Consider the following 25,407-nt stretch of genomic DNA (forward strand, 5'->3'; position numbering starts at 1 on the left):
CGCATGGACGAACTCCGTGCGGAAGTCGGCATCGAACCCTTCGACGAGTACGTCGCCAAGTTCTCCATGGCGTGACGCCCGTTTCCCGTCGCGTCTGGTGGATCACTGCCCGGGCTCACCTGCCGCGGGCAATGATCCACCGGACAGGCCCTAGGGAACCACCGCCAGCCCGTCCAGCTCCACCAGCGCCTCCGCGTCCCAGAGCCGCACCACCCCCACCACCGCCATCGCGGGATAGTCCCGCCCCGCCAGCCTCCGCCAGATCCGCCCCAGTTCGGCCGCATGCGCGCGGTACGCGGCCACGTCCACCGCGTACACCGTCACCCGCGCCAGGTCCCCCGGAGCCCCGCCCGCCGCCGCCAAGGCCGTGAGCAGGTTGGCCAGGGCCACCTCGAACTGGGCCGGCAGGTCCTCCCCCACCACCTTGCCCGCACCGTCCAGCGCCGTCTGCCCCGCCAGGAACACCAGACGGGAGCCGGCGGCGGCCGTCACCGCGTGCGAGAACCCGGCCGGCGGGGACAGCTCCCCCGGATTGATCCGCTCCAGACTCACCGCCCCACCACCCCGCCGACCCCGCCAGCCCCACGCGCACCGCCAACCCCACCAGCCCCGCCAACCCCACCCGCCCCGCCCACCCCGTACAGCTCCTTCGCGATGATCGTCCGCTGCACCTCGCTCGCCCCCTCGTAGATCCGCGGCGCCCGCACCTCCCGGTACAGGTGCTCCAGCAGGTGCCCGCGGCGCAGCGCCACCGCCCCGTGCAGCTGGACCGCGTGGTCCACCACGTACTGCGCCGTCTCCGTGGCCAGCAGCTTCGCCATCGCCGCCCGCCGGGGCACATCCGCCGCGCCCCGGTCGTACGCGGCCGCCGCCGCGTACACCAGCAGCTGGGCCGCCTCCGTGCGCGTGGCCATCTCGGCCACCCGGTGCGCCACCGCCTGGAGGTCGCTCAGGGTGCCGCCGAACGCGGTACGGCCCGCCGTATGGGCGAGGGTGGCGTCCAGGGCGGCGCGGGCCATGCCCACCGCGAAGGCACCCACGCTCGGCCGGAAGCGGTTCAGGGTGTCCATCGCGACGCGGAAGCCGCGCCCCGGCTCCCCGAGCAGGTCCTCCCGGCCGGCCGGGACCCCGTCGAAGGAGAGCGAGCCGATCGGGTGCGGGGAGAGCATGTCCAGCGGCTGCCCGGTCAGCCCCGGGCGCTCCGCCGGGACCAGGAAGGCCGAGACGCCCTTGGAGCCCGCCCCTTCACCCGTCCGGGCGAACACGGTGTAGAAATCCGCCTCGGGCGCGTTGGAGATCCAGCATTTCTCCCCGTCGAGCCGCCAGCCGCCCGCCGGATCGGGCGCCGCGGCCAGCGCGAGCGCCGCCGCGTCCGATCCGGCCCCCGGCTCGCTCAGTGCGAAGGCCGCCACCGCCCGCCCCGCCCGCACCGGCGGAAGCCACCGCTCCCGCTGGGCCGCGCTGCCCGCCCGCAGTACCGGATAGGCCCCCAACCCCTGGAGGGCCAGGGCGGTTTCGGCTTCCGTGCAGCCGTAGGCGAGGGATTCCCGCAGCAGGCAGAGCTCCAGCGCGCCCGCGCCGAACACCCGCTCCAGCAGCCCCAGCTCGCCGAGCTCCGCCAGCAAGGGCCGGTTGACCCGGCCCGGTTCCCCCTTCTCGGCGAGCGGCCTCAGCCGGTCGGCCGCCAGTGCGCGCAACTGCCCGCACCACTCCTCCTGGTCCACCCCGAGCGCGAATCCGGTCATCCGAACATCCCCGCATCTATCGCGTCCTGTTGACTGCCGTCACCATCACGATACGCTCCTGGAAGCAGCTCCCGGCGGTGTCCGGGAGATCGGCGCACGGCCGGCCCCACCCCACCCCGGACCGCCGCAAGGGGGGCGAACCCGCCTTGGACCTCAAGCCTTCCGCTCACACCGACACCTTCGCCCGGGACCATCTGCCACCCCCGGACGCCTGGCCGGAGCTCCTCTTCGATCTGCCCGAGCTGGCCTACCCCGACCGCCTGAACTGCGGCGCCGAGCTGATCGACGGCACCCTGGCCCGGCTCGGCCCCGGCGGCGCCGAGCGCCCCGCCTTCCGCGGCGGCACCGGCGAGGTGTGGACGTACGGCGGCCTCCGCGAGCGCGTGGACCGGCTCGCGCACGTGCTGACCGCCGACCTCGGGGTGGTCCCCGGCAACCGCGTCCTGCTGCGCGGCCCCACCGGCCCCTGGCTCGCCGCCTGCTGGCTCGCGGTGATGAAGGCGGGCGCGGTGGCGGTGACCGTACTGCCCCAGCAGCGCGCGCAGGAGCTGGCCACGGTCTGCGCGATCGCCCGCGTCCAGCACGCCCTGTGCCACGCGGGCGTGCTGGACGACCTGGTCAAGGCCGAGGTCCCGGGGCTGCGCATCACCGCCTACGGGGGCGGCGGCGCGGACGACCTGCTCCGGCTCGCGGAGAGACACCCGGAGCCCTACGAGGCGGTGGCCACCTCCGCCGACGACGTCGCCCTGATCGCCTTCACCTCCGGCACCACCGGCCGCCCCAAGGGCTGCATGCACTTCCACCGCGATCTGCTCGCCGTCGCCGACACCTTCTCCCGGCACGTGCTGCGCCCCCGCCCCGACGACGTGTTCGCGGGCAGCCCGCCCCTCGGCTTCACCTTCGGCCTCGGCGGGCTGGTCGTCTTCCCGCTGCGGGCCGGCGCCTCGGCGCTGCTGCTGGAGGACGCCGTACCGCGCCGGCTGCTGCCCGCCCTCGCGGAGCACCGGGTGACGGTGCTGTTCACCGCCCCCACCGCCTACCGGACGATGCTGGACGCCCTCGGCCCGTACGACGTGGGCATGTACGACCTCTCCGCGCTGCGCCGCTGCGTCTCCGCCGGGGAGAACCTGCCCGCCGCGACCTGGCGGGCCTGGTACGAGCGCACCGGCCTGCGGATCGTCAACGGCATCGGGGCGACCGAGCTGCTGCACATCTTCATCTCCGCCGCCGAGGAGGAGGCCCGGCCCGGCGCCACCGGCCGCGCGGTCCCCGGCTGGCAGGCCCGGATCGTGGACGCCGCCGGACGCCCCGTCCCGGACGGCGCACCGGGGCTGCTGGCCGTGCGCGGCCCGGTGGGCTGCCGCTATCTGGCCGATCCCCGGCAGAGGGACTACGTACGGGACGGCTGGAACCTCACGGGCGACACCTACGTACGGGACGCGGAGGGCTGGTTCCGCTACGTGGCCCGCGCCGACGACATGATCATCTCAGCGGGTTACAACATCGCGGGCCCGGAGGTGGAGGAGGCCCTGCTCCGCCACCCGGACGTGACCGAGGCGGCCGTGGTGGGCCGCCCGGACGACCGGCGCGGGCAGGTGGTGGTGGCGTACACCGTGCTGCGCGAGGGGGCCGTCGTGACGGAGGACGCCCTGCGCTCCTTCATGCGGTCCGAGCTGGCCCCGCACAAGTGCCCGCGCTCCTTCGTCTTCCTTCACGCCCTGCCGCGCACCGCCACCGGCAAGCTCCAGCGCTTCCGCCTGCGCGATCAAGGAACGGCGGCGGACCGGCCCGAGCGCCTAGAGTGAAGCCGTGGTCGAGCAGCACACCCCGCGATCCCTGATCGTCACGTTCTACGGCGCCTACGGGCGGGCCTACGAGGGCCCCGTCCCGGTGTCCGCGCTGGTCCGCCTGCTGGGCGCGGCCGGTGTCGACGCGCCGTCCGTCCGCTCGTCGGTGTCCCGGCTCAAGCGGCGCGGCTTCCTGCTGCCCGGACGGGCCACGGACGGCTCGGCGGCGTACGGGCTCTCCGACGAGGCGCGCCAGCTGCTGGAGGACGGCGACCGCCGGATCTACGGCAGCCCGCGGCTGTCGGAGGAATGGCTGGTGGCGGTGTTCTCGGTGCCCGAGCAGGAACGGAGCAAGCGGCATCTGCTGCGCTCCCGGCTGGCCGGGCTCGGCTTCGGCGCGGTGGCGCCGGGCGTCTGGATCGCCCCGGCGCGGCTGGCGGAGGAGACCGCGCACACGCTGGAGCGGCTGCACCTGACCGCGTACGTGGAGCTCTTCCGCGGGGGCCACCTCGGTTTCGCCCCGACGGCGGAGGCGGTGGCCCGCTGGTGGGACCTGGCGGCGCTGGCCAAGCAGCACGAGGAATTCCTCGACCTGCACGAGCCGGTGCTGCGCGGCCTCCAGTCGGGCCCGGACCCGACCCCGGAGGAGGCGTACCGCGGCTATCTGCTGGCCCTGGACAGCTGGCGCCGCCTGCCGTACGCGGACCCGGGCCTGCCGCGCGAGCTGCTGCCCTCGGACTGGCCGGGCGACCGCTCGGCGGCGGTCTTCGCGGAGCTCCACGACCGGCTCCGGGACGCGGGGGCGGACTTCGCGCGACCCTGAGGCCGGGCGCGACGGGGCTTCGGCACTACGGGTCTCCCGCGCTACGGGCTCCCGCGCGGCGGAAATGCCGGTGCGGGCGGCGGAGCCGGCGCGGCAGGATGAGCCATGACCTGGAACTTCACCACCGACCTGGCCGCCTACCGGGCCGCCGCCGGCGCTGCCGTGGCCGCGCGGCCCGTGCCGAACACCCTGCTGCTGAGCGTCGCCGACGCCCTGGAGCGGCGCGGACTGCACGCCTTCGGCCCCGAGGCCCCCTTCTTCGGCTGGTGGACCGCGGCCGACGGCTCCGTCACCGGCGCCCTGCTGTGCACCCCGCCGCACCCCCTGCAACTGGGCTCGCTGCCGCCGGAGGCGGTCGCCGCGCTGGCCGGCGCCCTCGCCACCGAGCCGCTGCTGGCCGGGCTCGGCGGGATCAACGCCCGCCGCGCGGACGCGGACACCCTGGCGGCGGCCTGGGGCCGGCTCACCCGGGTCGTCGAGGAGCTGCGGCTGTACCGGCTGGCCGGACTGGTCCCCCCGGCGCCCGCCCCGGCGGGCCGGTCGCGGGTCGCCGCCGAGGCCGATCTGCCGCTGCTGCTCACGTGGATGGAGGCGTTCCACACCGAGCTGGAGATCCCGGCGGGCGCCTCGGAGGCGCTGGTGCGCGACCGGCTCTCGTACGGCGGCTTCCTGCTCTGGGAGGACGGCGGCGCCCCCGTCTCGCTGGCCTCCTTCTCCCGCCCGATCGGCGCGGCCTCCCGCGTCGGCCCCGTGTACACCCCGCCCGCCCTCCGGGGCCGCGGCTACGCCGCCGGGGCCACGCACGCGGCGAGCGGGGCGGCGTACGCGGCGGGCGCCTCGGAGGTCATCCTCTTCACGGACCTGGCCAACCCCACGAGCAACGGCATCTACCAGCGCCTGGGCTACCGCCCGGTGGAGGACCGCACCCGCATCGCCGCCGTCTAGGGCCTGTCCGGCCCCGATCCGCCGGACGGGCCCCAGGGCATCAGCCGCGGCCCGTCGGCGGAGTGCGGCTGCCCGCGCGGTACGGGGCGGGCCAGGGGGCCGCCGGGCCCGTGTAGGACTGCTCGGCGGCGGCGTGCAGGGTCCACTGCGGGTCGTAGAGGTGGGGGCGGCCGAGGGCGCAGAGGTCGGCACGGCCGGCCAGGAGCAGGGAGTTGACGTCGTCCCAGGAGGAGATGGCGCCGACGGCGATGACGGGGACGCCGAGGGCGTTGCGGATCCGGTCGGCGTACGGGGTCTGGTACGAGCGGCCGTACTCGGGGGCCTCGTCCGCGACGACCTGGCCGGTGGAGACGTCGACGGCGTCGGCGCCGTGGTCGGCGAAGGCGGCGGCGATCCGTACGGACTCCTCGGCGGTGGTGCCGCGGGGGGCCCAGTCGGTGGCCGAGAGGCGGACCGTCATGGGGCGGTCCTCGGGCCAGACCGCGCGGACGGCGTCGAAGACCTCCAGCGGGAAGCGCAGGCGGTTCTCCAGCGAGCCCCCGTAGGCGTCCTCGCGGTGGTTGGTCAGCGGCGAGAGGAAGCCGGAGAGCAGGTAGCCGTGCGCGCAGTGCAGTTCCAGGAGGTCGAATCCGCAGTCGGCGGCGCGGACCGCGGCCGCCGCGAACTCCGAGCGCAGGGCGGCCAGGTCCGCCCGGTCCAGGGCGCGCGGGAGGGCGGAGACGCCGGGCCGGTAGGGCAGGGCGGAGGCGGCCACCAGCGGCCAGTTCCCCTCGGGGAGCGGATCGTCCATGCCCTCCCACATCAGCCGGGTGGAGCCCTTGCGGCCGGAGTGGCCGAGCTGGACGCCGAGGGCGGTGCCGGGGGCGGTGGTGTGCACGAAGTCGGTGATCCGCCGCCAGGCTTCGGCCTGGTCCTGGGTGTAGAGGCCGGTGCAGCCGGGGGTGATGCGGCCCTCGGGGCTGACGCAGACCATCTCCGTCATGACCAGTCCGGCGCCGCCGAGGGCGCGGGCGCCGAGGTGGACGAGGTGGAAGTCGCCCGGCACGCCCTCCTCCGCCGAGTACATGTCCATCGGGGAGACCACGACCCGGTTGCGCAGGGTCAGCCCGCGCAGGGTGAACGGGGTGAACATGGGCGGGGTGGTCTCGTCGGGGCAGCCGAAGTCGCGTTCCACGGCCCGGGTGAAGCGGGCGTCGCGCAGCCGGAGGTTGTCGTGGGTGACGCGGCGGCTGCGGGTGAGCAGGTTGAAGGCGAACTGCCGGGCGGGCTGGTCGACGTAGCCGGACAGTTCCTCGAACCAGCGGCGGCTGGCGGCGGCGGCCCGCTGGGTGCTGGCGACGGCCGGGCGGCGGGCCTCCTCGTACGCGGCGAGGGCGGCCGGGACGTCGCCCGGGGAGGCGGCGACCGCCTCGGCGAGGGCGAGGGCGTCCTCGACGGCGAGTTTGGTGCCGGAGCCGATGGAGAAGTGGGCGGTGTGCGCGGCGTCGCCGAGCAGGACGGTGTTGCCCTGCGACCACTGCGCGTTGACGACGGTACGGAACCGGGTCCAGGCGGAGTGGTTGCCGCGCAGCGGGCGGCCGCGCAGGGCCTCGCCGAAGATCTTGGCGCAGCGGGCGGCGGACTCCTCCTCGTCGCAGAGGTCCAGTCCGGCGGCGCGCCAGACCTCCTCGCGCATCTCGACGATGACGGTGGAGGCGTCGGCCGCGTAGGGGTAGGCGTGCAGTTGCATGACGCCGTGCTCGGTCTCCGCGATCTCGAAGCGGAAGGCGTCGAAGGCGAAGTCGGCGGCGAGCCAGATGTAGCGGCAGCGGCCGGCCGTCAGGCTCGGCCGGTAGTGGGCGGCGCCGGCCTCGCGGATGGCGCTGTGGACCCCGTCGGCGGCGACCACCAGGTCGTGGGAGGCGGCCAGTACGCCGATGCCGGGGGCCTCGGCGCGGAAGCGGAGGCGGACGCCGAGCCCGGCGCAGCGCTCGTGCAGGATCTCCAGGAGCCGGCGGCGGCCGACGGCGGCGAAGCCGTGGCCGCCGGAGGTGAGCAGGCGGCCCCGGTGGACGACCTCGACGTCGTCCCAGCGCACGAACTCGGCGCCGAGGGCGGCGTGGACGACGGAGTCGGCGCGTTCGATGCCGCCCAGGGTCTCGTCGGAGAGCACGACACCGAAGCCGAAGGTGTCCTCGGGGGCGTTGCGTTCCCAGACCTCCACGGTGTGGCCCTGGCGGGCCAGCAGCGCGGCGGCGTACAGCCCTCCCGGTCCGCCGCCGACGACGGCGACCCGCAGTGCGCTGCCGACGTCCATGGCGCTACCTGCCCTCCCACTCCGGCGGCCGTTTCCCGGTGAAGGCCGCGTGGAACTCGGCGTAGTCCCGGCCGTTCATCAGCAGGGCCTGGGTGGAGGCGTCCAGCTCCACGGACGCGGCGAGCGGCATGTCGAGCTCGGCGGTGAGCAGGGCCTTGGTCTGCGCGTACGCGAGGGCGGGCCCGGCGGCGAGGCGCGCGGCCAGCTCGGCTGCGCGTACGTGGGCCTTGCCCTCGTCGGTGAGCTCGCTGAGCAGGCCGATCCGCTCCGCCTCCGCGGCCCGTACGGGCTCTCCGAGCATCAGCAGCCGGGTGGCGTGGCCGAGGCCGACGACGCGGGGCAGCAGGTAGGCGGCGCCCATGTCCCCGCCGGAGAGGCCGACGCGGGTGAAGAGGAAGGCGAAGCGGGCGGTGGGGTCCGCGATGCGGAAGTCGGCGGCAAGCGCGAGGACGGCGCCGGCGCCGGCGGCCACCCCGTGGACGGCGGCGATCACCGGGAAGGGGCATTCGCGCAGGGCGCGGACCACCTGGCCGGTCATCCGGTTGAAGTCGAGGAGCTGGGCGGTGTCCATGGCGAGGGTGGCGCCGATGATCTCGTCCACGTCCCCGCCGGAGCAGAAGCCGCGGCCCTCGCCGCCGAGCACGAGGGCCCGGACGGAGCGTTCCCGGGAGAGTTCCGCGAGGAGATCGCGCAGGTCGGCGTAGGCGCCGAAGGTGAGCGCGTTGATCTTCTCGGGGCGGTCGAAGGTGACGGTGGCGACGCCGTCCTGCCGGGTGACCCGGAGGTGCTGCCACCGTTCGGTCGCTGCTGAGGAACCGGTGAAGGGGCTCACAGGGCCGACGGTATCACCGTCTCGTGACTGCCGTCACAGAAACTCGACAAGGGACCTCTCGGACGCCTGCCGGGGGCCGGGCGGGAGCCTGTCGGGGGTCGGGCGGGAGCCTGTCGGGGGTCGGGCGGGATCGTTTTGGGGCGCCGGATCGTTGAAATCAGAAGCACGCCTGCGTCCCAGCAGGCGCACCGGACTCATGAACCACATCCAGCACACGCCCCCCACCCACCCGGGCCCCCACGGAAAGGACGGTCCCGCCGTGCCCGACCCCCGCGCCTGGCGGATCGTCCTGCCCCACACCCCGGCCGCCGTACGCCTCGCCCGCGCCCTCGTCCGTACCGCGCTGGCCGAGACCGGCATGCCCGTGGACCGGGACACCGCCGAGCTGCTGACCGCCGAGCTGGTCGCCAACGCTGTGGAGCACACCTGCGCCGACACGCCGGTCGAGCTGGTCGTGGAGCTGCCGGCGGAGGGCTGCCGCGTGGAGGTCCGCGACGGCGACCCGTGCCCGCCCGGGGACCTGTCGCCGCGCGCCGACGACAGCCACCCCGACCCCTGGCAGGAGCACGGCCGCGGACTGCTGCTCGTACGGGCCCTCAGCTCGGCCTGCGGTCACCGCAGCACCCCGGAGGGCAAGGCCGTCTGGTTCACCCTGCGGCCGCGCCAGGTGCTCCCGGCCGACGTATGACTATGCGTCATCCCGGGCGGCGGGCCGCCCGAGGGTGGCCACGAGCACGGCCTTGATGGTGTGCAGCCGGTTCTCGGCCTCGTCGAAGACGACCGAGTGCTCCGACTCGAACACCTCGTCCGTCACTTCCAGCGAGTCCAGCCCGTGCCGGTCGTGGATCTCCCGCGCCACCTTCGTCCCGAGGTCGTGGAAGGCCGGCAGGCAGTGCATGAACTTCACGTCCGGGTTCCCAGTGGCGCGCAGGACGTCCATGGTCACCGCGTAGGGGGACAGGGCCGCGATCCGCTCGTCCCAGACCTCCTTCGGCTCCCCCATCGACACCCAGACGTCGGTGACGACGAAGTCGGCCCCCGCGACGCCCTCCGCGACCTTCTCGGTGAGGGTGATCCGGGCCCCGCTGCGCTCCGCCAGCCGGTGCGCCTCGGCCACGACCGCCTCCGCGGGCCAGTAGGAGCGGGGCGCGACGATCCGTACGTCCATGCCCAGCAGGGCCCCGGTGACGAGGTAGGAGTTGCCCATGTTGAAGCGGGCGTCCCCGAGATACGCGAAGGTGATCCCGTCCAGCGGCTTGGCGGTGTGCTCGGTCATGGTGAGCACGTCGGCCAGCATCTGGGTGGGGTGCCAGTCGTCGGTGAGCCCGTTGAAGACGGGCACGCCCGCGTGCGCGGACAGCGCCTCGACGGCCTCCTGGCTGTCACCCCGGTACTCGATCCCGTCGAACATCCGGCCGAGCACCCGGGCGGTGTCCCGGACGGACTCCTTGTGCCCCATCTGGGAGCCGGCCGGGTCCAGGTAGACGGTGTGCGCCCCCTGGTCCGCGGCCGCCACCTCGAAGGCGCAGCGGGTGCGCGTCGAGGTCTTCTCGAAGATCAGCGCGATGTTCCTGCCCTGGAGGCGACGCTGTTCGGCCCCGGCCTTCTTGGCCGCCTTGAGCTCGGCGGCGAGCTCGATCAGGCCGCGGAACTCGGCGGCCGTGAAGTCCAGCTCCTTGAGGAAACTGCGGCCTTGCAGGTCGGGGGCCATGGGGGTCGCTCCAGCGTCACGGTGACAGGGGGATGCTGGAAGTCTATACGACCGCCTGTATTGATATACAGACCCCTCCCCCGGCTCCTCCCCCGGCCTCTCCCCGACCCCTCCCCGGCCCGCCCCGCCAGCCCCCTCAGACCGCGTCGCGCTCCACCGGACAGCTCATGCAGCGCGGCCCGCCCCGCCCCCGGCCCAGCTCGCTGCCCGGGATCTCGATCACCTCGATCCCCTGCTTGCGCAGGTGCGTATTGGTGGTGACGTTCCGCTCGTACGCCACCACCACCCCCGGCTCCACGGCGAGCACGTTGCACCCGTCGTCCCACTGCTCCCGCTCCGCCGCGTGCACGTCCTGGGTCGCGGTCAGCACCCGGATGGAATCCAGCGAGAGCGCCGCCGCGATTGCCCGGTGCATATGGTCCGCCGGGTGGTCGGTCACCTTCAACTCGTGCGCCCCGGCGCCCGGCTCGATCGTGTAGGAGGGGAGCATGCCCAGTCCCGCGTACTGAGTGAACGTATCTCCGTCCACCATCGTCATCACCGTGTCCAGGTGCATGAAGGCCCGTGCCTTCGGCATGTCGAGCGCCACGATGGTCGTCGCCGAACCGGCGGCGAACAGACCCCGGGCCAGCATCTCCACCGCCTGCGGTGTGGTCCGCTCGCTCATCCCGATCAGCACCGCGCCGTTGCCGATCACCAGCACGTCCCCGCCCTCGATGGTCGACGGGTAGTCCGCCTGCCCCTGCGACCAGTAGTGGAAGGCGCCCGAGGAGGTGAAGAGCGGGTGGTGGCGGTAGATCGCCTCGAAGTGCACGGTCTCGCGCTGCCGGGCCGGCCAGCGCATCGCGTTGATGGACACCCCGTCGTAGATCCAGGCGGAGGTGTCCCGGGTGAAGAGGTGGTTCGGCAGCGGGCCGAGCAGGAAGCCGTCCAGGTCCAGGGCGTGGAAGCGCACCGAGACCGGCTCGGCGTGCCGCGCCAGGAACTCCCGCTTGGTCATCCCGCCGATCAGCGCCTCCGCCAGCTCCGCCGAGGACAGCCCGTCGAACGCCTGCCGCAGATGGTCGGTGGCGAGCGGCCCGTACTCCTTCTCGTCGAAGACCCGGTCCAGTACGAGGTGGCGCGCCTCCGGGATCTCCAGGGCCTCGCACAGCAGGTCACCGAAGAGGTGGACCTCCACGCCCCGGTCGCGCAGCACGTCCGCGAAGCCGTCGTGCTCCTGGCGGGCCCGGCGCACCCACAGCACGTCGTCGAAGAGGAGCGCGTCCTTGTTCCTCGGCGTGAGCCGCTTCAGCTCCAGGTCGGGCCGGTGGAGGATGACGCGGCGCAGCCGCCCGGTCTCGGAGTCGACATGGAATCCCATGCCCTACACGTTCGCAGACCGGGCGGCCTTTTGAGGCGGGGTCGGCTCAGCGGGGCATCGCGACGCCGAGAAGTGCCTCCGGAGCACCGGTGATTTCCGGCGTCAGGAGGCCCAGCTTGGGCGTGGTCAGGTTCGGCAGGCCGAAGTTGGAGCCGTCCGGCATCGTCAGCGGCGCCCCGACGACCGCGCCCGGGGTGCGGGTGCGGACGGTGGTGGAGGGCGACTCCACGGAGCCCTCGCCATCGGTCTCCGGCCGGCCCGCCAGGTTCGGCAGCGGGGAGGTCACCAGGGTCTGCCCCAGCTCGGTGGCGATCGGGACGGACGGGAGCAGCGGGGTGGGCAGCATGTCCCCCTTGTGCATGCGGGGCGCCTCGGGCGCTCCGACGACCGGCAGCGGCACGCCGGTGGCGATGCGCGGCACGTCCATGCCCGTGGTGGCCTCCACCCCTTCGAGGGGGACGCCCACCGGCACCCCGTCGGCCAGGGCCGGGGCGGCCGCGCCGGACACGGCCATACAGGTCAAGAGCGCCGCAATGCTTCCGCGCGCGGTCATCTTCATAGGTGACGTTCCGTCCTTCCGGGGTGGCGGTCGTTCCGCTGCCCTGGATGAACGATCCCGCCGGTGCTTTCCCCGGCGTTCTCCGCGAAAGTTCCCCCATACGACCTAATTCGAGGGCCTGCGGGGGCACCGCCTTTACGGCCCGGAGGGTTCCGGGCCGTGAAGGCGCCCCGGCTCACAGCCGGGGGTCGACCGGCTCCGACTCCAGGGCGAGCACCGCGAACACGGCCTCGTGGACCCGCCACAGCGGCTCCCGCGCCGCCAGCCGGTCCAGCGCCTCCAGCCCGAGCGCGTACTCGCGCAGGGCCAGCGAGCGCTTGTGCCCGAGGAAGCGCTCCCGCAGCCGCTCCAGCTGTTCCGGACGCGTGTACTCCGGGCCGTAGATGATCCGCAGGTACTCCCGGCCGCGAACCTTGAGCCCGGGCTGCACCAGCCGCCCCTTGCGGTCCTTCGCGTACGCCGCGAGCGGTTTGACGACCATGCCCTCGCCGCCGGCGGCCGTCAGCTCCAGCCACCAGTCGGTGCCCGCGCGGACGGAGTCCTCGTCCCCGGTGTCCACCAGCACGCGGGCGGTGCGGCGCAGCAGGCCGGTGCCGCCGGGGGTGCCGGGATCGTCCGCCGCGACCAGCCGGTCCAGCCAGGACAGCTGCTCGTCGTGCGGTACGGCGGCCAGCGACCGCCCCTCGGCCGCCAGCAGCTGGAACGGCGCGAACCGTACGCCCTCCAGCCCGTCGGTGGTCCAGCAGTAGCGGCGGTACGCCTCGGTGAAGGCCGCCGCGTCCGCGGCCCGCCCGCGCTGGCGCTCCAGCAGCCCGCCGGTGTCGACGCCCCGGCCGGCGGCCGCCTCCAGGGCGGCGAGCACGTCCGGGAAGACGGCGCCGGAGGCCGCGCCGACGGCGGCGTACTGGTGGCGCAGCAGCCCGGCGGACTTCAAGGACCAGGGCAGCAGTTCCCCGTCGAGCAGCAGCCAGTCGGTGCCCAGCTCCTCCCACAGCCCGGCGCCGGTGACGGCCGCCCGCAGCCGGGCCAGGACCTCCTCGGTGACCTCCGCCTCCTTGAAGAAGGGGCGGCCGGTACGGGTATACACCGAGCCCGTGGGGCCGTCGGTGCCGAACCGCGCGCGGGCCGCGTCGGCGTCCTTGCAGAGCAGCACGGTGGCGCGGGAGCCCATGTGCTTCTCCTCGCACACCACCCGGTCGATGCCGTCCGCCCGGTACTGGGCGAACGCCTCGGCCGGGTGCTCCAGGTAGCCCTCTTCACGGGAGGTGGCGGTCGGCGCCATGGTGGGCGGCAGGTACGGGACCAGCCGGGGATCCACCGCGAAACGGCTCATGACCTCCAGGGCGGCGGCCGCGTTCTCCTCGCGGACGGTGACGTTGCCCAGGTGGCGGGTCTCCACGACCCGGCGCCCCTGGACGTCCGCCAGGTCCAGCGGACGGCCCTCGTGCCCGCCCGGCACCTCGGCGACGAGCGGCTTGACCGGCTCGTACCAGACCTTTTCGGCCGGTACGTCGACCAGTTCGCGCTCGGGCCAGCGCAGGGCGGTCATCCGGCCGCCGAAGACGGCGCCGGTGTCGAGGCAGAGGGTGTTGTTGATCCAGGAGGTGTCCGGGACCGGGGTGTGGCCGTAGACGACGACGGCCTTGCCGCGGTAGTCCTCGGCCCACGGGTAGCGCACGGGCAGGCCGAACTCGTCCGTCTCGCCGGTGGTCTCCCCGTAGAGGGCGTGCGAGCGGACCCGGCCGGAGGTGCGGCCGTGGTACTTCTCGGGCAGGCCGGCGTGGCAGACCACCAGACGGCCGCCGTCGAGCACGTAGTGGCTGACGAGGCCGCGGATGAACTCCCGCACCTCCTCGACGAACTCCTGCGGCTCCCGCTCCAGCTGCTCGATGGTCTCGGCGAGGCCGTGGGTGCGCTGGACCTTGGATCCCTTGAGGTAACGGCCGAGCTTGTTCTCGTGGTTCCCGGGCACGCACAGGGCGTTGCCGGACTTCACCATGCCCATCACGCGGCGCAGCACGCCCGGACTGTCCGGGCCGCGGTCGACGAGGTCGCCGACGAAGACGGCGGTGCGTCCCCCGGGGTGGACGCCGTCCTCGTAGCCGAGCTTGGCGAGCAGGGTCTCCAGCTCGGAGGAGCAGCCGTGGATGTCACCGACGATGTCGAAGGGGCCGGTGAGGTGGGTGAGGTCGTTGAACCGCTTCTCCAGCACCACCCTCGCGCTGTCGGCCTCCTCGACCGAGCGCAGTACGTGGACCTTGCGGAAGCCCTCGCGCTCCAGTCCGCGCAGGGAGCGCTTGAGGTCGCGGCGGTGCCGCTGGATGACGGCGCGCGGCAGCCCGGCCCGGTCGGGGCGGGCCGCGTTGCGCTCGGCGCAGACGGATTCGGGCATGTCGAGCACGATGGCGATGGGCAGGACGTCGTGCTCGCGGGCGAGCCGCACCAGCTGGCGGCGGGCCTCGGGCTGGACGCTGGTGGCGTCGACGACGGTCAGCCGTCCGGCGGCGAGCCGCTTGCCGGCGATGTAGTGCAGGACGTCGAAGGCGTCGCGGCTGGCGCTCTGGTCGTTCTCGTCGTCGCTGACCAGGCCGCGGCAGTAGTCGGAGGACAGCACCTCGGTGGGCTTGAAGTGCTTGCGGGCGAAGGTGGACTTGCCCGATCCGGTGGCCCCGATCAGGACGACGAGGGACAGGTCGGTGACGGGCAGGGTGCGCGGCCGCGGGGTCTCTGCGACTGCCGGGCTCTGCGGGGTGGTCTCGGTCATGCTGCCTCGTCCTCCTTCGGGGTGTCGTCGGTGCGGGTGAAGACGGCCATCTGCGTCGGCGGGCCCACCTCGGGGTCGTCGTCGCCGACGGCGACGTAGGCGACCGCGTAGCCGTGGCGCCGCGCGACCTCGCCGGCCCAGGCGCGGAACTCCTCGCGGGTCCACTCGAAGCGGTGGTCGCCGTGCCGGACGTGGCCGGCGGGCAGGGTCTCCCAGCGGACGTTGTACTCGACGTTCGGCGTGGTCACGAGCACCGCGCGGGGGCGGGCCGCGCCGAACACCGCGTACTCCAGGGCGGGCAGCCGCTCCGGGTCCAGGTGCTCGATGACCTCGCTGAGCACGGCCGCGTCGTATCCGGCGAGCCGCTGGTCGGTGTACGCGAGCGAGCCCTGGAGCAGCGTGACGCGCGCGCTCTGCCGCTCGCCCAGACGCTCCAGGCGCAGCCGCCGGGCGGCGATGTTCAGGGCGCGCACGGAGACGTCCATGCCGACGATCTCCGTGAAGGACACGTCCGCGAGCAGCGCCTGGAGCAACTGGCCCTGTCCGCAGCCGAGGTCGAGCACCCGGGCGGCGCCCGCTGCCCGGAGCGCCGTGAGGATGGCCTCGCGGCGGTGCGCGGCGAGCGGTACGGGCCGTTCCGGCGTGTCCGCTTCCTCGTCCACGGCGTTGTCGATCTCCTCGACCTCGCTGCCGTCGGACTCGGCGAGCCGGACCAGCTCCAGCCGCTCGATGGCGTCCTGGGTCAGCCGCTTGTGGCGGGCCAGGTAGCGGGAGCTGATCAGCGCGTGCTCGGGGTGGGCGGCGAGCCAGCCGTCACCGGCGCGCAGCAGCTTGTCCACCTCGTCGGCGGAGATCCAGTAGTGCTTGGCGTCGTCGAGCACCGGCAGGAGCACGTACAGCTGGCGCAGCGCGTCCGCGAGCCGCAGCTCGCCCTCCAGTACGAGGCGTACGTAGCGGGATTCGCCCCACTCGGGGAAGCGCTCGTCCAGCGGCAGCGGTTCGGCCTCGACGCGGTCCCAGCCGAGCGGTTCGAAGAGCCGGTGCACGAGCGCGGCGCCGCCGCGGGCGGGCAGGACGGGGATCTCGATGCGCAGCGGACGCGCCTGTTCCGGCAGTTCCGGGCGCAGGGCGCAAATGCCCCTGAGGGCGGTGCGGAAGACCCCGCTGAGCGCGACGGCGAGCAGCGAGGAGGCGGCGTACGGGCGGTCGTTGACGTACTGCGCGAGCGCGGCGTCGGGCGCGCCGCCGCGGCCCTTGCCCCTTCCCCGGCGCACGAGCGCGACGGGGTCCACCTCCAGCATCAGCGCCGCCGTGCACCGCTGGGCCGTGGCCTCGGGGTAGAACACGTGGGCCGTGCCATGGGACTGGCTTTCCACGCGTACGCGGTCGGGGTGCTTGTGCAGCAGAAAGCCCAGGTCAGTCGCCGGATTCTCGGCGTCCCCGGTGGTGGTGATCGTAAGGAACATGCGTTTCAGGATGACGTGGGGCCAGTGCTCGGGCCAACGGTTTTACGTGGGCCTTCTTTCCATGGAGTTCGGTAAAAACAAGTACGATCTTCAACTTCCTGGATAAGCTCGCGCGCCCCGCACCCGTGCCGGCTTTCCAGGAGATCCGTGTACCCGCACCCGCAACCGCACCCGTACGCCCACGCACCGGCCCCCGCGCCCGCCCGGCGCTGGTGGCAGCATCCCGCCCTGATCATCACCGCGCTCGTACTCCTGCCGCCCGTGGGGATCGCCCTGGCCTGGACGAGCCAGTGGCAGCGGACCCAGAAGATCGTCACCACCGTGCTCTCGGGCGTCTGGTTCCTCATACCGCTGCTGTCGGACGGGCCGGAGAAGCAGCCCGGCGCGGACGCCCGGCCCCAGGCGGCCGCCTCGCCCGCCCCGAGCGCCAGCCCCTCCCCGACGCCGACCGCGGCGCCCACACCCGCGGTGAACGCCACCCCGCTGATGCCGGAGATCGTCGGCCAGCCCTTCGGGCAGGCGGAGAGCATGGTGGAGGCCCTGATCGACGGCGAACTCCAGGCGCGCAGCGCCTACTCGGACGTGCCGCTGCCCGCCGACCACGGCACGTGGACCGTCTGCTTCCAGGACCTGAAATCCGGGACCGTGCTGGCCGCGCAGTACGCCACCCCCGTCGCGCACGTGGTGGCGCGGGGCACGAACTGCCCCGCCGCGCCGAACACCGCACTGCACCCCGCGCCCGCGCCGACGCCCTCCCCCACGCCGCCTCCGGCCCGGCCGAGCGCGCCTGCCGACACCTCGGACGATTCGGGCACCTCGGGTGGTTCGGGCGGTTCGGGCGGGTCGAGTGGCGGCTCCGCGTCGGGCGGGTCGAGTGGCGGTTCCAACGGTGGTTCCAGCGGTGGTTCCAGCGGTGGTTCCAGCGGTGGTTCCAGCGGTGGTTCCAGCGGTGGCGGCGGCAGCGTCTCGTACCGGAACTGCGCCGCCGTACGGGCCGCCGGCGCCGCCCCGATCCACCGCGGCGACCCGGGCTACGGACGGCACCTCGACCGGGACGGCGACGGCGTGGGCTGCGAGTAGCGGCGGGCCGTCACCCCAGGCCGCGCAGCTCGCGGCCCAGGGCGGCGACCCGGTCGGGGCCGATCCGGCAGCAGCCGCCGAGCAGTCGGGCCCCCGCACGCTGCCAGGCCGCCACGGGCCAGGCGGCGGGGGTCCCGGGCGGCGGAGCCCAGGTGGCGGTGGGCGCGTCCCACACCGAGCCGTCGTTGGGGTAGGCCAGCAGCGGCTTGCCGGTGACGGCGGCCGCCGCCCCGAGGGCCGGGAGCACGTCCTCCGGATCGCAGCAGTTGACGCCGACCGCGATCACCTGCGGGGAGCCCGCGGCGAGGGCGAAGGCGCCGGGGAGGGCGTGCCCGGAGCGGGTGCGGCCCCCGGCCACGGTGTAGCTCAGCCAGGCGGGGGCCTCCGTCTCCGCGAGCACGGTCAGTACGGCCTCGGCCTCGTCGGGGTCGGGCAGGGTCTCCACGGCCAGGACATCGGGCCCGGCGGCGAGCAGTGCCTCGATGCGGGGCCGGTGGAACTCGGCCAGCCGGGCCACGCTCAGCCCGTAGCGGCCGCGGTACTCGGAGCCGTCCGCCAGCACCGCCCCGTACGGGCCGACCGAGGCCGCCACCCACACCTCGTGGCCGGCGGCCTCGGCGGCGCGGGCGGCGAGGGTGACGCTCCGGTGCAGCAGGGCGGTGGTCCGGGCGCGGTCGCGGCTTCCGGCGGCGGGGGTCCCGTAGCCGATCTGGTAGCTGGCGGTGATCAGGACCTCGGCGCCGGCCCGGGCGTAGGCCGTGTGGGCGGCCTCCACCTGCTCCGGGCGCTCGTCGAGCACCCGGCCCGTCCACATGCCGCCGGAGAGGTCGCAGCCCTGGGCGGCGAGCTGGTTGCTGAGCCCGCCGTCGAGGAGCACCGGCCGCCGGGCCAGGGTCTCGGCGAGCGGGCCGGAAGCGCGCGGCATCGGTGGCGGCTCCCCTCAGCCGAGCTGGGAGAGCACCTGGGCGGAGATCAGCTCCAGGTGGTCCAGGTCGTCGAGGTCGAGCAGTTGCAGGTAGGCGCGGGAGGAGCCGACGGCCTCGTAGGCGCCGAGCTTGTCCACCACCTCGGCGGGCGAACCGGCCAGGCCGTTGGCCTTGAGCTCGTCCACCTCCCGGCCGATGGCGGCCGCGCGGCGGGCCACCTCGGCGTCGTCCTTGCCGACGCAGACCACGAGGGCGTTGGAGTAGACGAGGGCGTCGGGCGCGCGCCCGGCCTCCGCCGCCGCCTCCCGGACCCGGCCGAACTGCCGCTCGCTGTCGGCGATCGACGCGAAGGGCATGTTGAACTCGTCCGCGTACCGGGCGGCGAGCCGCGGGGTGCGCTTGGCGCCGTGGCCGCCGACCAGGACGGGCACCTTGGCCTGGGCCGGCTTCGGCAGCGCGGGCGAGTTCTCCACGCGGTAGTGGCGGCCCTCGTAGTCGAAGGTGGCGCCGGGCGCGGTGGCCCACAGGCCGGTGACGATGGCCAGCTGCTCCTCAAGCCGGGACATCCGGTCCGGCGGGAAGGGGATCCCGTATGCCTTGTGCTCCTCCTCGAACCATCCCGCGCCCAGGCCGAGTTCGACCCGGCCGCCGGACATCTGGTCCACCTGGGCGACCTGGATGGCGAGCACTCCGGGCAGCCGGAAGGTACCCGCCGTCATCAGGGTGCCGAGGCGGATCCGGCGGGTCTCGCGGGCCAGGCCCGCGAGGGTGATCCAGGCGTCGGTGGGGCCGGGCAGGCCGTCCGCCGATCCCATCCGGAGGTAGTGGTCGGAGCGGAAGAACGCGTCAAAGCCGAGGTCCTCGGTGGCCTTGGCCACGGCCAGCAGCGTCTCGTAGCTCGCGCCCTGCTGCGGTTCGGTGAAAATGCGAAGATCCATGCCACCATCCTGCCCGCCCGCCCCCTCCGCACCGGGGCGAACCTCCACCGACCCGCCGTACCACCGGACCGGGGCGCCGGACCGGCCCGCCCGGTCAGGAGACGCCCGAGGCGGAGCCGTGCTCGCGGACCGTCATACGGCGCAGGAGCGCCCGTACCCGGTCGCTGGACTCGTCCGCCGCGTCGATCGACTCTATGCACTGCCAGTAGAGCGTCTCGTCATCCGTCCCGCAGGCCACCCCGACCAGGGCTATGCCCACTTCCCCGAGCAGCGCCTGGAGCCCGAGCAGCGCCTGCCGCACATCCGTGACCCCGCTCAGCTGCGCCGCCCGCGGCGGGCGGGCGGGGGCGCTGCCCTCGCCGCGCAGGGCCGCCCGGTCGAGCACCCCGCAGCCTCTGCCTCCCGCTTCCCCCAGTCCCCTTGCCTCCGATCTGAGCTCCGGCGGTCCGGTGACCGCCAGCCAGCTCCCCACTCCCTGCGCCAGCGCCTGGGCCTGCCATGCCTCGCCGACGATGTCCCATGCCGGTCCGCTCTGCGCCAGAGCGTGCCGGCCGGCCGCGATGAGCCGTACCGCTTCCATATGCCGTCCCCCGTCCGCACGACACCCCGCTGTCCTCACCACTACCCAGAGTGAGGGCAACGGGCCAGTAAAGCCAGGGGTATTCGGAAAATGTGGACAGAATCGTGATTGTGGAGGAGTCCATCACTCCGAAGAGTGACGATTTGGTGCCGGCTCCTCCTTCACGGGGAAGCGCAGCTCGTTCCTCTCGATCTTCGCGGCGAGCGCATCCAGCACATCCACCCCCAGGACCTCACAGAACTGCAGCAGGTACGCGAGCACGTCCGCCACCTCATCGGCCACGCGGTGCGCGGATTCCGGTTCCTCCATGACCCGCGCCGACTGCTCCGGCGTCAGCCACTGGAAGATCTCGACCAGTTCGGCCGCCTCCACGCTCAGCGCGACCGCCAGGTTCTTCGGGGTGTGGTACGGCTCCCAGCCGCGCGCCGCCGCGAAGCGTGCGAGGCGGCGCTGCAACAGGTCCAGCCGCTCCTCGGGCCGCCCGGCGCCTTCCGCCTCGTCACGGCCGGGATTCTGCGTCTCGTTCATGGCGTCAGGTCTACCACCGCCACACCCTCCGCGCGGCGGGCGGCGGCCGCGGTCCCCTCCCCCACCGCCGCCACCAGCCGGATGTGGCCGCGGCCGCAGGACAGCAGGGCCAGCCGCAGCAGTTCGGCGCTCTGCCCGCCGTCCAGTCCGGAGTCGAGGCCGTCGGCGAGCACGGTCAGCGCCTGCCGGGCGGAGAGCAGTTCCGCGGCCGGGTCCACGTCGAGCACCCCCGGGCCGGTCAGCAGCACCAGCGCCAGGGCCAGGAAGCGGAGTTCGCCCGCGCCGAGGCGGGCCAGGTCCGTGGCGGGCCGGCCGGGCCCCCGGTCCAGTACCGCGACGACGGGCCCGTCGGCGGGCGCCCGTACGTCGAGCCCCGCGACGGTTCCGGCGCAGCCGGTACGGGCCGCCGCGGTCAGCAGCGCGTGCCGGGTGCCGCATTCGGTGCGGGTGCGGCGCAGGACGTCGGCCAGGTTGGCGCAGTCCCCGAGCAGCCGCCCCTCGCCGGGCGGGACGGGCGCGCGCATCCGGTCCGGCCGGGGGTCGCAGGGGAACACCGCGCGCAGGGCGACGACGGCCTGTTCGGCGGCGGCCAGGACCCGGCGCTGCCCGGCGGTGGATCCGGCGACGCGCAGCGGCAGCAGGGCCGTGCCGAGCCGGTCGTCGGGGAGCGGGGCGCGGGTGACGCCGACGGCGCCGCCGGTCAGCCAGGCGGCCTGGACCGAGCGCCGGCCGGGGTCGCGCAGGGCGGTGGCGAACAGGATCTCGCCGTCCTGGGAGAGGCGTTCGCCGACGATCCGCAGCGCGGGCTCGGCCTGCACGGCGAGGTCGAGCCGGACCGGCCCGGCGGGCCCGTCGACCGTACAGCCGAGGCGGAAGCCGCGGCGGCCCTGCGCGTCGGGGACGGCGCGGTCGGGGATACGGGCCGGCGCCTGCGGGAACGCCTCCTCCAGGGCGGCTCCGGAGCCGAGCCGCGCGAGGGCGGCGTAGGCGTCGAGCACCTGGGACTTGCCGCTGCCGCTCGGCCCGGCGAAGAGGGTGACGGGCTCCAGCGGGAAGACGGCGGCGCGGTGCGGCCCGAAGGCGGAGAGCCGCAGCTCGGTGAGGACGGGGCGCGGCTGCGGCCCCCGCTCCGGTGCCCGCCCGGCGGCGGATCCGGGCGCGGTGGCCTGCGCGGGAACGGTGGGCGGCGGTTCGGCGGGTACGGCGGCGGCGCATGCGGGGTCGGCGGCGGCATGCGGGACGGCGGGTGCGGGCGGGGGCGTGGGTGCGGCGGCGGCTGTCTCGGCTAACGCGGCGGCGGCATCGGGAGGGCCGGCCGCGGGGCTCGCGGGAGACCTCTCGGGCGGGCCCGCCGCGTGGGCCGGGGTGTCCAGGGTGGCGTCCATGCGCCGGACGGTACGGCCCGCCGGGCCCCCCGGGACCCCGGCGAACCGTTCCGTCGTACGGACCTTCCTACGATCGGGGGACGGCCGCCGCGGCGATGCCCTCGACCTCGGTGCCCACCGGCGCCAGCAGGAAGACGTTCCGGTCGACCCGGTGCATGCCGCTGCCGAGCCCGAAGACCACGCCGCTGCTGAAATCCAGGATGCGCTTGGCGACTTCGCTGTCCGCGCCGGTGAGGTCGAGCAGCACCGGGATCTGCGCGATCAGGTACTCGGCGACCTCGCGGGCGTCCGCGAAGATCTGGACTCTGATCACCACGAAGCGCCGCTGCTCCGCCGCCGCCTCCGCGGGCGACTTGGGAATCGTGCGGTGGTCCACCCGGGAGGGCCATTCGTTGCGACTGCGCAGGGGTACGACCTGCGCGAGCCCTTCCCACTGCTCGTCGGTGACGTCGTACCTGCTCACCGGGCCGCCTCGGCCGCGTGCTTCATGTGCATCCCCCCATCCTCTCGCGTTTCACCCGTTCAGCCCAACAACGACACGAGGGGGGCCGGGTACTCTCGGAGACCCGGATGGGTTAGGTTAGGCATACCTAACCCACAAGGAGATGGAGAGATCCGCATGCGCATGTTCGGTGCCCCCGCCACCCCGGCCGCCCGGCCCACCGCTGCCGAGCGGATCCGTTCCGTCCTGGAGGCCGCCCACTCCATGACCGCCGTCACCGAGGGCGTGCGCTCCGAGGTCCGCCACCTCGACGGCGCCGACCCGATGGGCCGGCTGCACCTGCACCCCGCGGAACCGGGCGGCGAGGCGGAGCACCGGCCGGCGATCCGGCTGGAGTTCACCGACATCGCGCCCACGCCCGTGCGGGACCGGGTGCGCTCCCGCGTCACCGTCGTCGGGCGGCTGCTCACCCCGTACTCCGACCTGTCCGCCGACACCGGCACCGGCTCCACCTGCATGGAGTTCCAGCGGGCCGAGCTGGAGACCGCGGAGGGCGTGTTCCACGTAGGTCTGGAGGAGCTGGACGCGGCCCGCCCCGACCCGCTCGCCCCGTACGAGGCGGGCATGCTCACGCACCTGCTCGATGACCACCAGGACCTGGTGACCCTGCTGCTGCGCCTGGTCCAGCCGGCGCCCACCGCCGCGGTCCTGCGCGTCCTCCCGCTCGCCCTCGACCGCTACGGGATCACCCTGCGGCTGGAGGAGCGCCGCGGCCACCGCGACGTACGGCTGCCCTTCCCCTCGCCGCTGGACGACGTGGAGCAGTCGGGCGCCCAGATCCAGGCCCTGTTCAGCGCCGCCCGCCGCCGCTCCCACCGCAACACCCTCCCGGCCTGAGCCGCACCGCCCGCGGCGCAAGCGGCCGGAATACCGCCCTGCGAAGGCGCGTTGGGGGCGGGCCTGGACGCGGGGGCAGGGTGGCTAGGCAGCGCCCGCCCGCGTGTGGCGGTTGGCGGGGCGCGGGAGGCCGTAGTTCTCGCGGAGGGTGCGGCCCGTGTACTCGGTGCGGAAGAGGCCGCGGCGCTGGAGGATCGGCACCACCTCGTCGACGAAGTCGGTCAGGCCGGTGGGCAGGACGGGCGCCATGATGTTGAAGCCGTCGGCGGCGCCCCGCGTGAACCACTCCTCCAGCTGGTCCGCGATCTGCTCGGGCGTGCCCGCGAAGACCCGGTGTCCGCGGCCCGCGCCGAGGCGGGCGATCAGCTGCCGCAGGCTGAGGCCGTCGCGCCGGGCCAGTTCGGCGACGAGCGTGAACCGGCTCTTGTTGCCGTTGATGTCCCGCTCCTCCGGCAGGTCGGGAAGCGGCCCGTCCAGCGGCAGGCCGGTCAGGTCGACGCCGAGCATGCCGGAGAGCTGGGCCAGACCGTACTCCGGCACCTGGAGGTCGGTGAGCTCATGTTCCAGGGCCTTCGCCTCGGCCTCGGTGGAGCCGATGACGGGCGCGATGCCGGGCAGGACGAGGAGGTCGGACTCGGCGCGGCCGAAGCGGGCAAGCCGGGACTTGAGGTCCTTGTAGAAGGTCTGGCCGTCGGCGAGGGTCTGCTGGGCGGTGAAGACGGCCTCGGCGTACTGGGCCGCGAACTCCTTCCCGGACTCCGAGGATCCGGCCTGTACGAGGAGCGGGTACCCCTGCGGGGAGCGGGGCACGTTGAGCGGGCCGGCGACCCCGAAGTACTCGCCGCGGTGGGCGGCCGGGTGGAGCCTGTCGGTGTCGGCGTAGATGCCGGCTTCCTTGTCGAGGACGATCGCGTCGTCCTCCCAGCTGTCCCAGAGCTTGGTGGCGACGTCGAGGAATTCCCGGGCGCGGTCGTAGCGCAGGCCGTGCTCCAGGTGCTCGTCCCGGTTGAAGTTGCGGGCCTCTTCGACGGTACCGGAGGTGACGATGTTCCATCCGGCGCGGCCGCCGCTGATGTGGTCCAGGGAGGCGAACTTCCGGGCCAGGTTGAAGGGTTCGTTGAAGGTGGTGGAGACGGTGGCGATGAGTCCGACGTGCTCGGTGACGGCGGCGATCGCGGAGAGCAGGGTGAGCGGTTCGAAGCCGCCGAGGGCGTTGTAGCGGGCCTTGCCCCACAGGGCCAGTCCGTCGGCGAAGAAGATGGAGTCGAGCTTGCCGCGCTCGGCGGTGCGGGCCAGTTCCTGGAAGTACGCCAGGTCGGTGACGCGTTCGGGGCTGCTGGCGGGGTGGCGCCAGGCGGCGTCGTGGTGCCCGGCGTTCATGAGGAAGGCGTTCAGGTGCAGGGTCCGGGGTGCGGTCATGGTGTTCGGTGTCCTCGGTCGGAGCGGCGGGGGGGGGTGGGGCTGGGGGGCGACGGCGGGTGGGCCGGGCAGCGATCGGGCGTCAGGCGGGGACGCGCCAGGTGCTCAGGCGGCGTTCGATCGTGACCAGCAGCTGGTTGAAGGCCACGCCGATGGCGGAGATGGTGATGATCCCCGCGTACATCTGCGGGATCGCGAAGTTGAACTGCGAGGCGTTGATCAGATAGCCCAGGCCCGCCTTCGCGCCGATCATCTCGGCGGCGACGAGGACCAGGATCGAGACGGCCCCGGCCAGCCGGATTCCGGTGAAGATCGCCGGTACGGAGGCGGGCAGGATCACCTTCTGGAACAGCCTCGGGGTGGACAGGTCCATGGAGCGGGCCAGCCGGACGAGGGTGGGGTCGGCGTTGCCGACCGCGCTGATGGTGTTGAGCAGGATCGGCCAGACGCAGGCGTAGACGACGATCGAGATCTTCGAGGTCTCGCCGATGCCCAGCAGGAGTACGAAGACCGGGAGCAGGGCGAGCGCGGCGGTGTTGCGGAACACCTCCAGCAGCGGCCCGAGCAGCGCGGCCACCGGCCGGTACCAGCCGATGAGCAGTCCGAGCGGTACGGCGACGACGACGGCGATGCCGAAGCCGCCGAAGGAGCGGACCAGGCTGGCCCAGGTGTGCTGCCCGAGCTGGCCGTTGCCCAGCAGCTCCCACCAGGCGACGGCGACCTCGCTGACGGGCGGCAGGAAGGTGGGGTCGGCCAGGCCCAGCCGGGGCGCGGCCTCCCACAGGCCCAGCAGGGCGAGGACGGCGACGGACCGCAGCGCGGCGGCGCGCAGCCAGCGGACCGCCGTCCACGCGCGGCGGCGGGCCGGGCGGGTTACGGCCGGGCGGACGGCGGGCCCCGCCTCGGGCGCGACGGCGGGCC

The 25,407-nt window shown here is 74.1% G+C and carries 23 protein-coding genes; 6 read left to right on the forward strand and 17 right to left on the reverse strand.

Annotated features, from left to right (window positions below; genetic code table 11):
- Positions 1 to 150: 150 nt before the first annotated feature.
- Positions 151 to 552 carry a RidA family protein gene (locus ABZ873_RS28630; protein WP_360877779.1) on the reverse strand — a complete coding sequence of 134 codons (402 nt, stop codon included), beginning with the start codon at positions 550 to 552 and terminating at the stop codon, positions 151 to 153.
- Complete coding sequence (locus ABZ873_RS28635) at positions 549 to 1,745, reverse strand: acyl-CoA dehydrogenase family protein (RefSeq protein WP_360877782.1); 1,197 nt, start codon at positions 1,743 to 1,745, stop codon at positions 549 to 551. The genes ABZ873_RS28630 and ABZ873_RS28635 overlap by 4 nt, the downstream gene beginning before the upstream one ends.
- A gap of 146 nt (positions 1,746 to 1,891) precedes the next feature.
- Between ABZ873_RS28635 and ABZ873_RS28640 the strand changes: the two genes are divergently transcribed.
- The 3 genes from ABZ873_RS28640 (at position 1,892) to ABZ873_RS28650 (ending at position 5,300) form a co-directional block, all read left to right on the forward strand.
- A complete protein-coding gene (locus ABZ873_RS28640) occupies positions 1,892 to 3,550 on the forward strand; it encodes an AMP-binding protein (RefSeq protein ID WP_360877785.1) in 1,659 nt (552 codons plus the stop codon).
- Between the two features lie 4 nt (positions 3,551 to 3,554).
- Entirely contained in the window at positions 3,555 to 4,355 is an 801-nt protein-coding gene (locus ABZ873_RS28645) for a PaaX family transcriptional regulator C-terminal domain-containing protein (protein WP_360877788.1), read from the forward strand.
- 105 nt (positions 4,356 to 4,460) lie between these two features.
- Positions 4,461 to 5,300, forward strand: coding sequence for a GNAT family N-acetyltransferase (locus ABZ873_RS28650; RefSeq protein ID WP_360877791.1), 840 nt, complete (start codon positions 4,461 to 4,463; stop codon positions 5,298 to 5,300).
- 40 nt (positions 5,301 to 5,340) lie between these two features.
- Here the strand turns inward: ABZ873_RS28650 and ABZ873_RS28655 are convergent, their stop codons facing one another.
- Both ABZ873_RS28655 and ABZ873_RS28660 read right to left on the reverse strand, forming a co-directional pair.
- Positions 5,341 to 7,596: a bifunctional salicylyl-CoA 5-hydroxylase/oxidoreductase gene (locus ABZ873_RS28655; protein WP_360877794.1), complete on the reverse strand. Its 2,256-nt coding sequence runs from the start codon at positions 7,594 to 7,596 to the stop codon at positions 5,341 to 5,343.
- A 4-nt stretch (positions 7,597 to 7,600) separates the two neighbouring features.
- Entirely contained in the window at positions 7,601 to 8,428 is an 828-nt protein-coding gene (locus tag ABZ873_RS28660) for an enoyl-CoA hydratase family protein (RefSeq protein ID WP_360877798.1), read from the reverse strand.
- Between the two features lie 196 nt (positions 8,429 to 8,624).
- On the opposite strand from ABZ873_RS28660, the gene ABZ873_RS28665 reads away from it, so the two are divergent.
- A complete protein-coding gene (locus ABZ873_RS28665; protein WP_360877801.1) occupies positions 8,625 to 9,116 on the forward strand; it encodes an ATP-binding protein in 492 nt (163 codons plus the stop codon).
- Here ABZ873_RS28665 and argF read toward each other — a convergent pair whose 3' ends face one another.
- The 5 genes from argF to ABZ873_RS28690 form a co-directional block, all read right to left on the reverse strand.
- A complete protein-coding gene (gene argF / locus ABZ873_RS28670) occupies positions 9,117 to 10,139 on the reverse strand; it encodes an ornithine carbamoyltransferase (protein WP_360877803.1) in 1,023 nt (340 codons plus the stop codon). It lies immediately after the preceding gene.
- Positions 10,140 to 10,275: 136 nt separating this feature from the next.
- A complete protein-coding gene (locus ABZ873_RS28675; RefSeq protein WP_360877806.1) occupies positions 10,276 to 11,502 on the reverse strand; it encodes an arginine deiminase in 1,227 nt (408 codons plus the stop codon).
- Between the two features lie 46 nt (positions 11,503 to 11,548).
- Complete coding sequence (locus ABZ873_RS28680) at positions 11,549 to 12,016, reverse strand: hypothetical protein (RefSeq protein WP_360877809.1); 468 nt, start codon at positions 12,014 to 12,016, stop codon at positions 11,549 to 11,551.
- A gap of 220 nt (positions 12,017 to 12,236) precedes the next feature.
- On the reverse strand, positions 12,237 to 14,825 hold the full coding sequence (locus ABZ873_RS28685) for a polynucleotide kinase-phosphatase (protein WP_360877812.1): 2,589 nt from the start codon (positions 14,823 to 14,825) through the stop codon (positions 12,237 to 12,239).
- Positions 14,822 to 16,291, reverse strand: a complete 1,470-nt coding sequence (locus ABZ873_RS28690; RefSeq protein WP_360877815.1) for a 3' terminal RNA ribose 2'-O-methyltransferase Hen1 — start codon at positions 16,289 to 16,291, stop codon at positions 14,822 to 14,824. The genes ABZ873_RS28685 and ABZ873_RS28690 overlap by 4 nt, the downstream gene beginning before the upstream one ends.
- Before the next feature lie 147 nt (positions 16,292 to 16,438).
- Between ABZ873_RS28690 and ABZ873_RS28695 the strand changes: the two genes are divergently transcribed.
- A complete protein-coding gene (locus tag ABZ873_RS28695) occupies positions 16,439 to 17,371 on the forward strand; it encodes an excalibur calcium-binding domain-containing protein (RefSeq protein ID WP_360877818.1) in 933 nt (310 codons plus the stop codon).
- 10 nt (positions 17,372 to 17,381) lie between these two features.
- Here the strand turns inward: ABZ873_RS28695 and mmuM are convergent, their stop codons facing one another.
- The 6 genes from mmuM to ABZ873_RS28725 form a co-directional block, all read right to left on the reverse strand.
- Complete coding sequence (gene mmuM, locus ABZ873_RS28700) at positions 17,382 to 18,296, reverse strand: homocysteine S-methyltransferase (protein ID WP_360877821.1); 915 nt, start codon at positions 18,294 to 18,296, stop codon at positions 17,382 to 17,384.
- A gap of 15 nt (positions 18,297 to 18,311) precedes the next feature.
- Positions 18,312 to 19,235, reverse strand: coding sequence for an LLM class F420-dependent oxidoreductase (locus ABZ873_RS28705; protein WP_360877824.1), 924 nt, complete (start codon positions 19,233 to 19,235; stop codon positions 18,312 to 18,314).
- A gap of 94 nt (positions 19,236 to 19,329) precedes the next feature.
- The gene (locus ABZ873_RS28710) at positions 19,330 to 19,815 is read right to left on the reverse strand and encodes a DUF6099 family protein (RefSeq protein ID WP_360877827.1); all 486 of its coding nucleotides are present in this window, start codon (positions 19,813 to 19,815) and stop codon (positions 19,330 to 19,332) included.
- Positions 19,816 to 19,938: 123 nt separating this feature from the next.
- On the reverse strand, positions 19,939 to 20,343 hold the full coding sequence (locus ABZ873_RS28715) for a nucleotide pyrophosphohydrolase (protein ID WP_360877830.1): 405 nt from the start codon (positions 20,341 to 20,343) through the stop codon (positions 19,939 to 19,941).
- Positions 20,340 to 21,728: an ATP-binding protein gene (locus ABZ873_RS28720; RefSeq protein ID WP_360877833.1), complete on the reverse strand. Its 1,389-nt coding sequence runs from the start codon at positions 21,726 to 21,728 to the stop codon at positions 20,340 to 20,342. The genes ABZ873_RS28715 and ABZ873_RS28720 overlap by 4 nt, the downstream gene beginning before the upstream one ends.
- A gap of 67 nt (positions 21,729 to 21,795) precedes the next feature.
- On the reverse strand, positions 21,796 to 22,191 hold the full coding sequence (locus ABZ873_RS28725) for a cell division protein SepF (protein ID WP_360877836.1): 396 nt from the start codon (positions 22,189 to 22,191) through the stop codon (positions 21,796 to 21,798).
- Between the two features lie 156 nt (positions 22,192 to 22,347).
- On the opposite strand from ABZ873_RS28725, the gene ABZ873_RS28730 reads away from it, so the two are divergent.
- Positions 22,348 to 23,067 (forward strand): DUF2470 domain-containing protein, encoded by a 720-nt coding sequence (locus ABZ873_RS28730; protein WP_360877839.1) that lies wholly within the window; start codon positions 22,348 to 22,350, stop codon positions 23,065 to 23,067.
- A gap of 84 nt (positions 23,068 to 23,151) precedes the next feature.
- On the opposite strand, the gene ABZ873_RS28735 is transcribed toward ABZ873_RS28730, so the two are convergent.
- Positions 23,152 to 24,486 carry an LLM class flavin-dependent oxidoreductase gene (locus ABZ873_RS28735; RefSeq protein WP_360877842.1) on the reverse strand — a complete coding sequence of 445 codons (1,335 nt, stop codon included), beginning with the start codon at positions 24,484 to 24,486 and terminating at the stop codon, positions 23,152 to 23,154.
- Between the two features lie 82 nt (positions 24,487 to 24,568).
- The gene (locus ABZ873_RS28740) at positions 24,569 to 25,318 is read right to left on the reverse strand and encodes an ABC transporter permease (RefSeq protein WP_360877844.1); all 750 of its coding nucleotides are present in this window, start codon (positions 25,316 to 25,318) and stop codon (positions 24,569 to 24,571) included.
- Positions 25,319 to 25,407: the final 89 nt, after the last annotated feature.

Source organism: Streptomyces sp. NPDC047014 (assembly GCF_040644195.1).
In the GTDB taxonomy this organism is placed as follows: Bacteria; Actinomycetota; Actinomycetes; order Streptomycetales; family Streptomycetaceae; genus Streptomyces.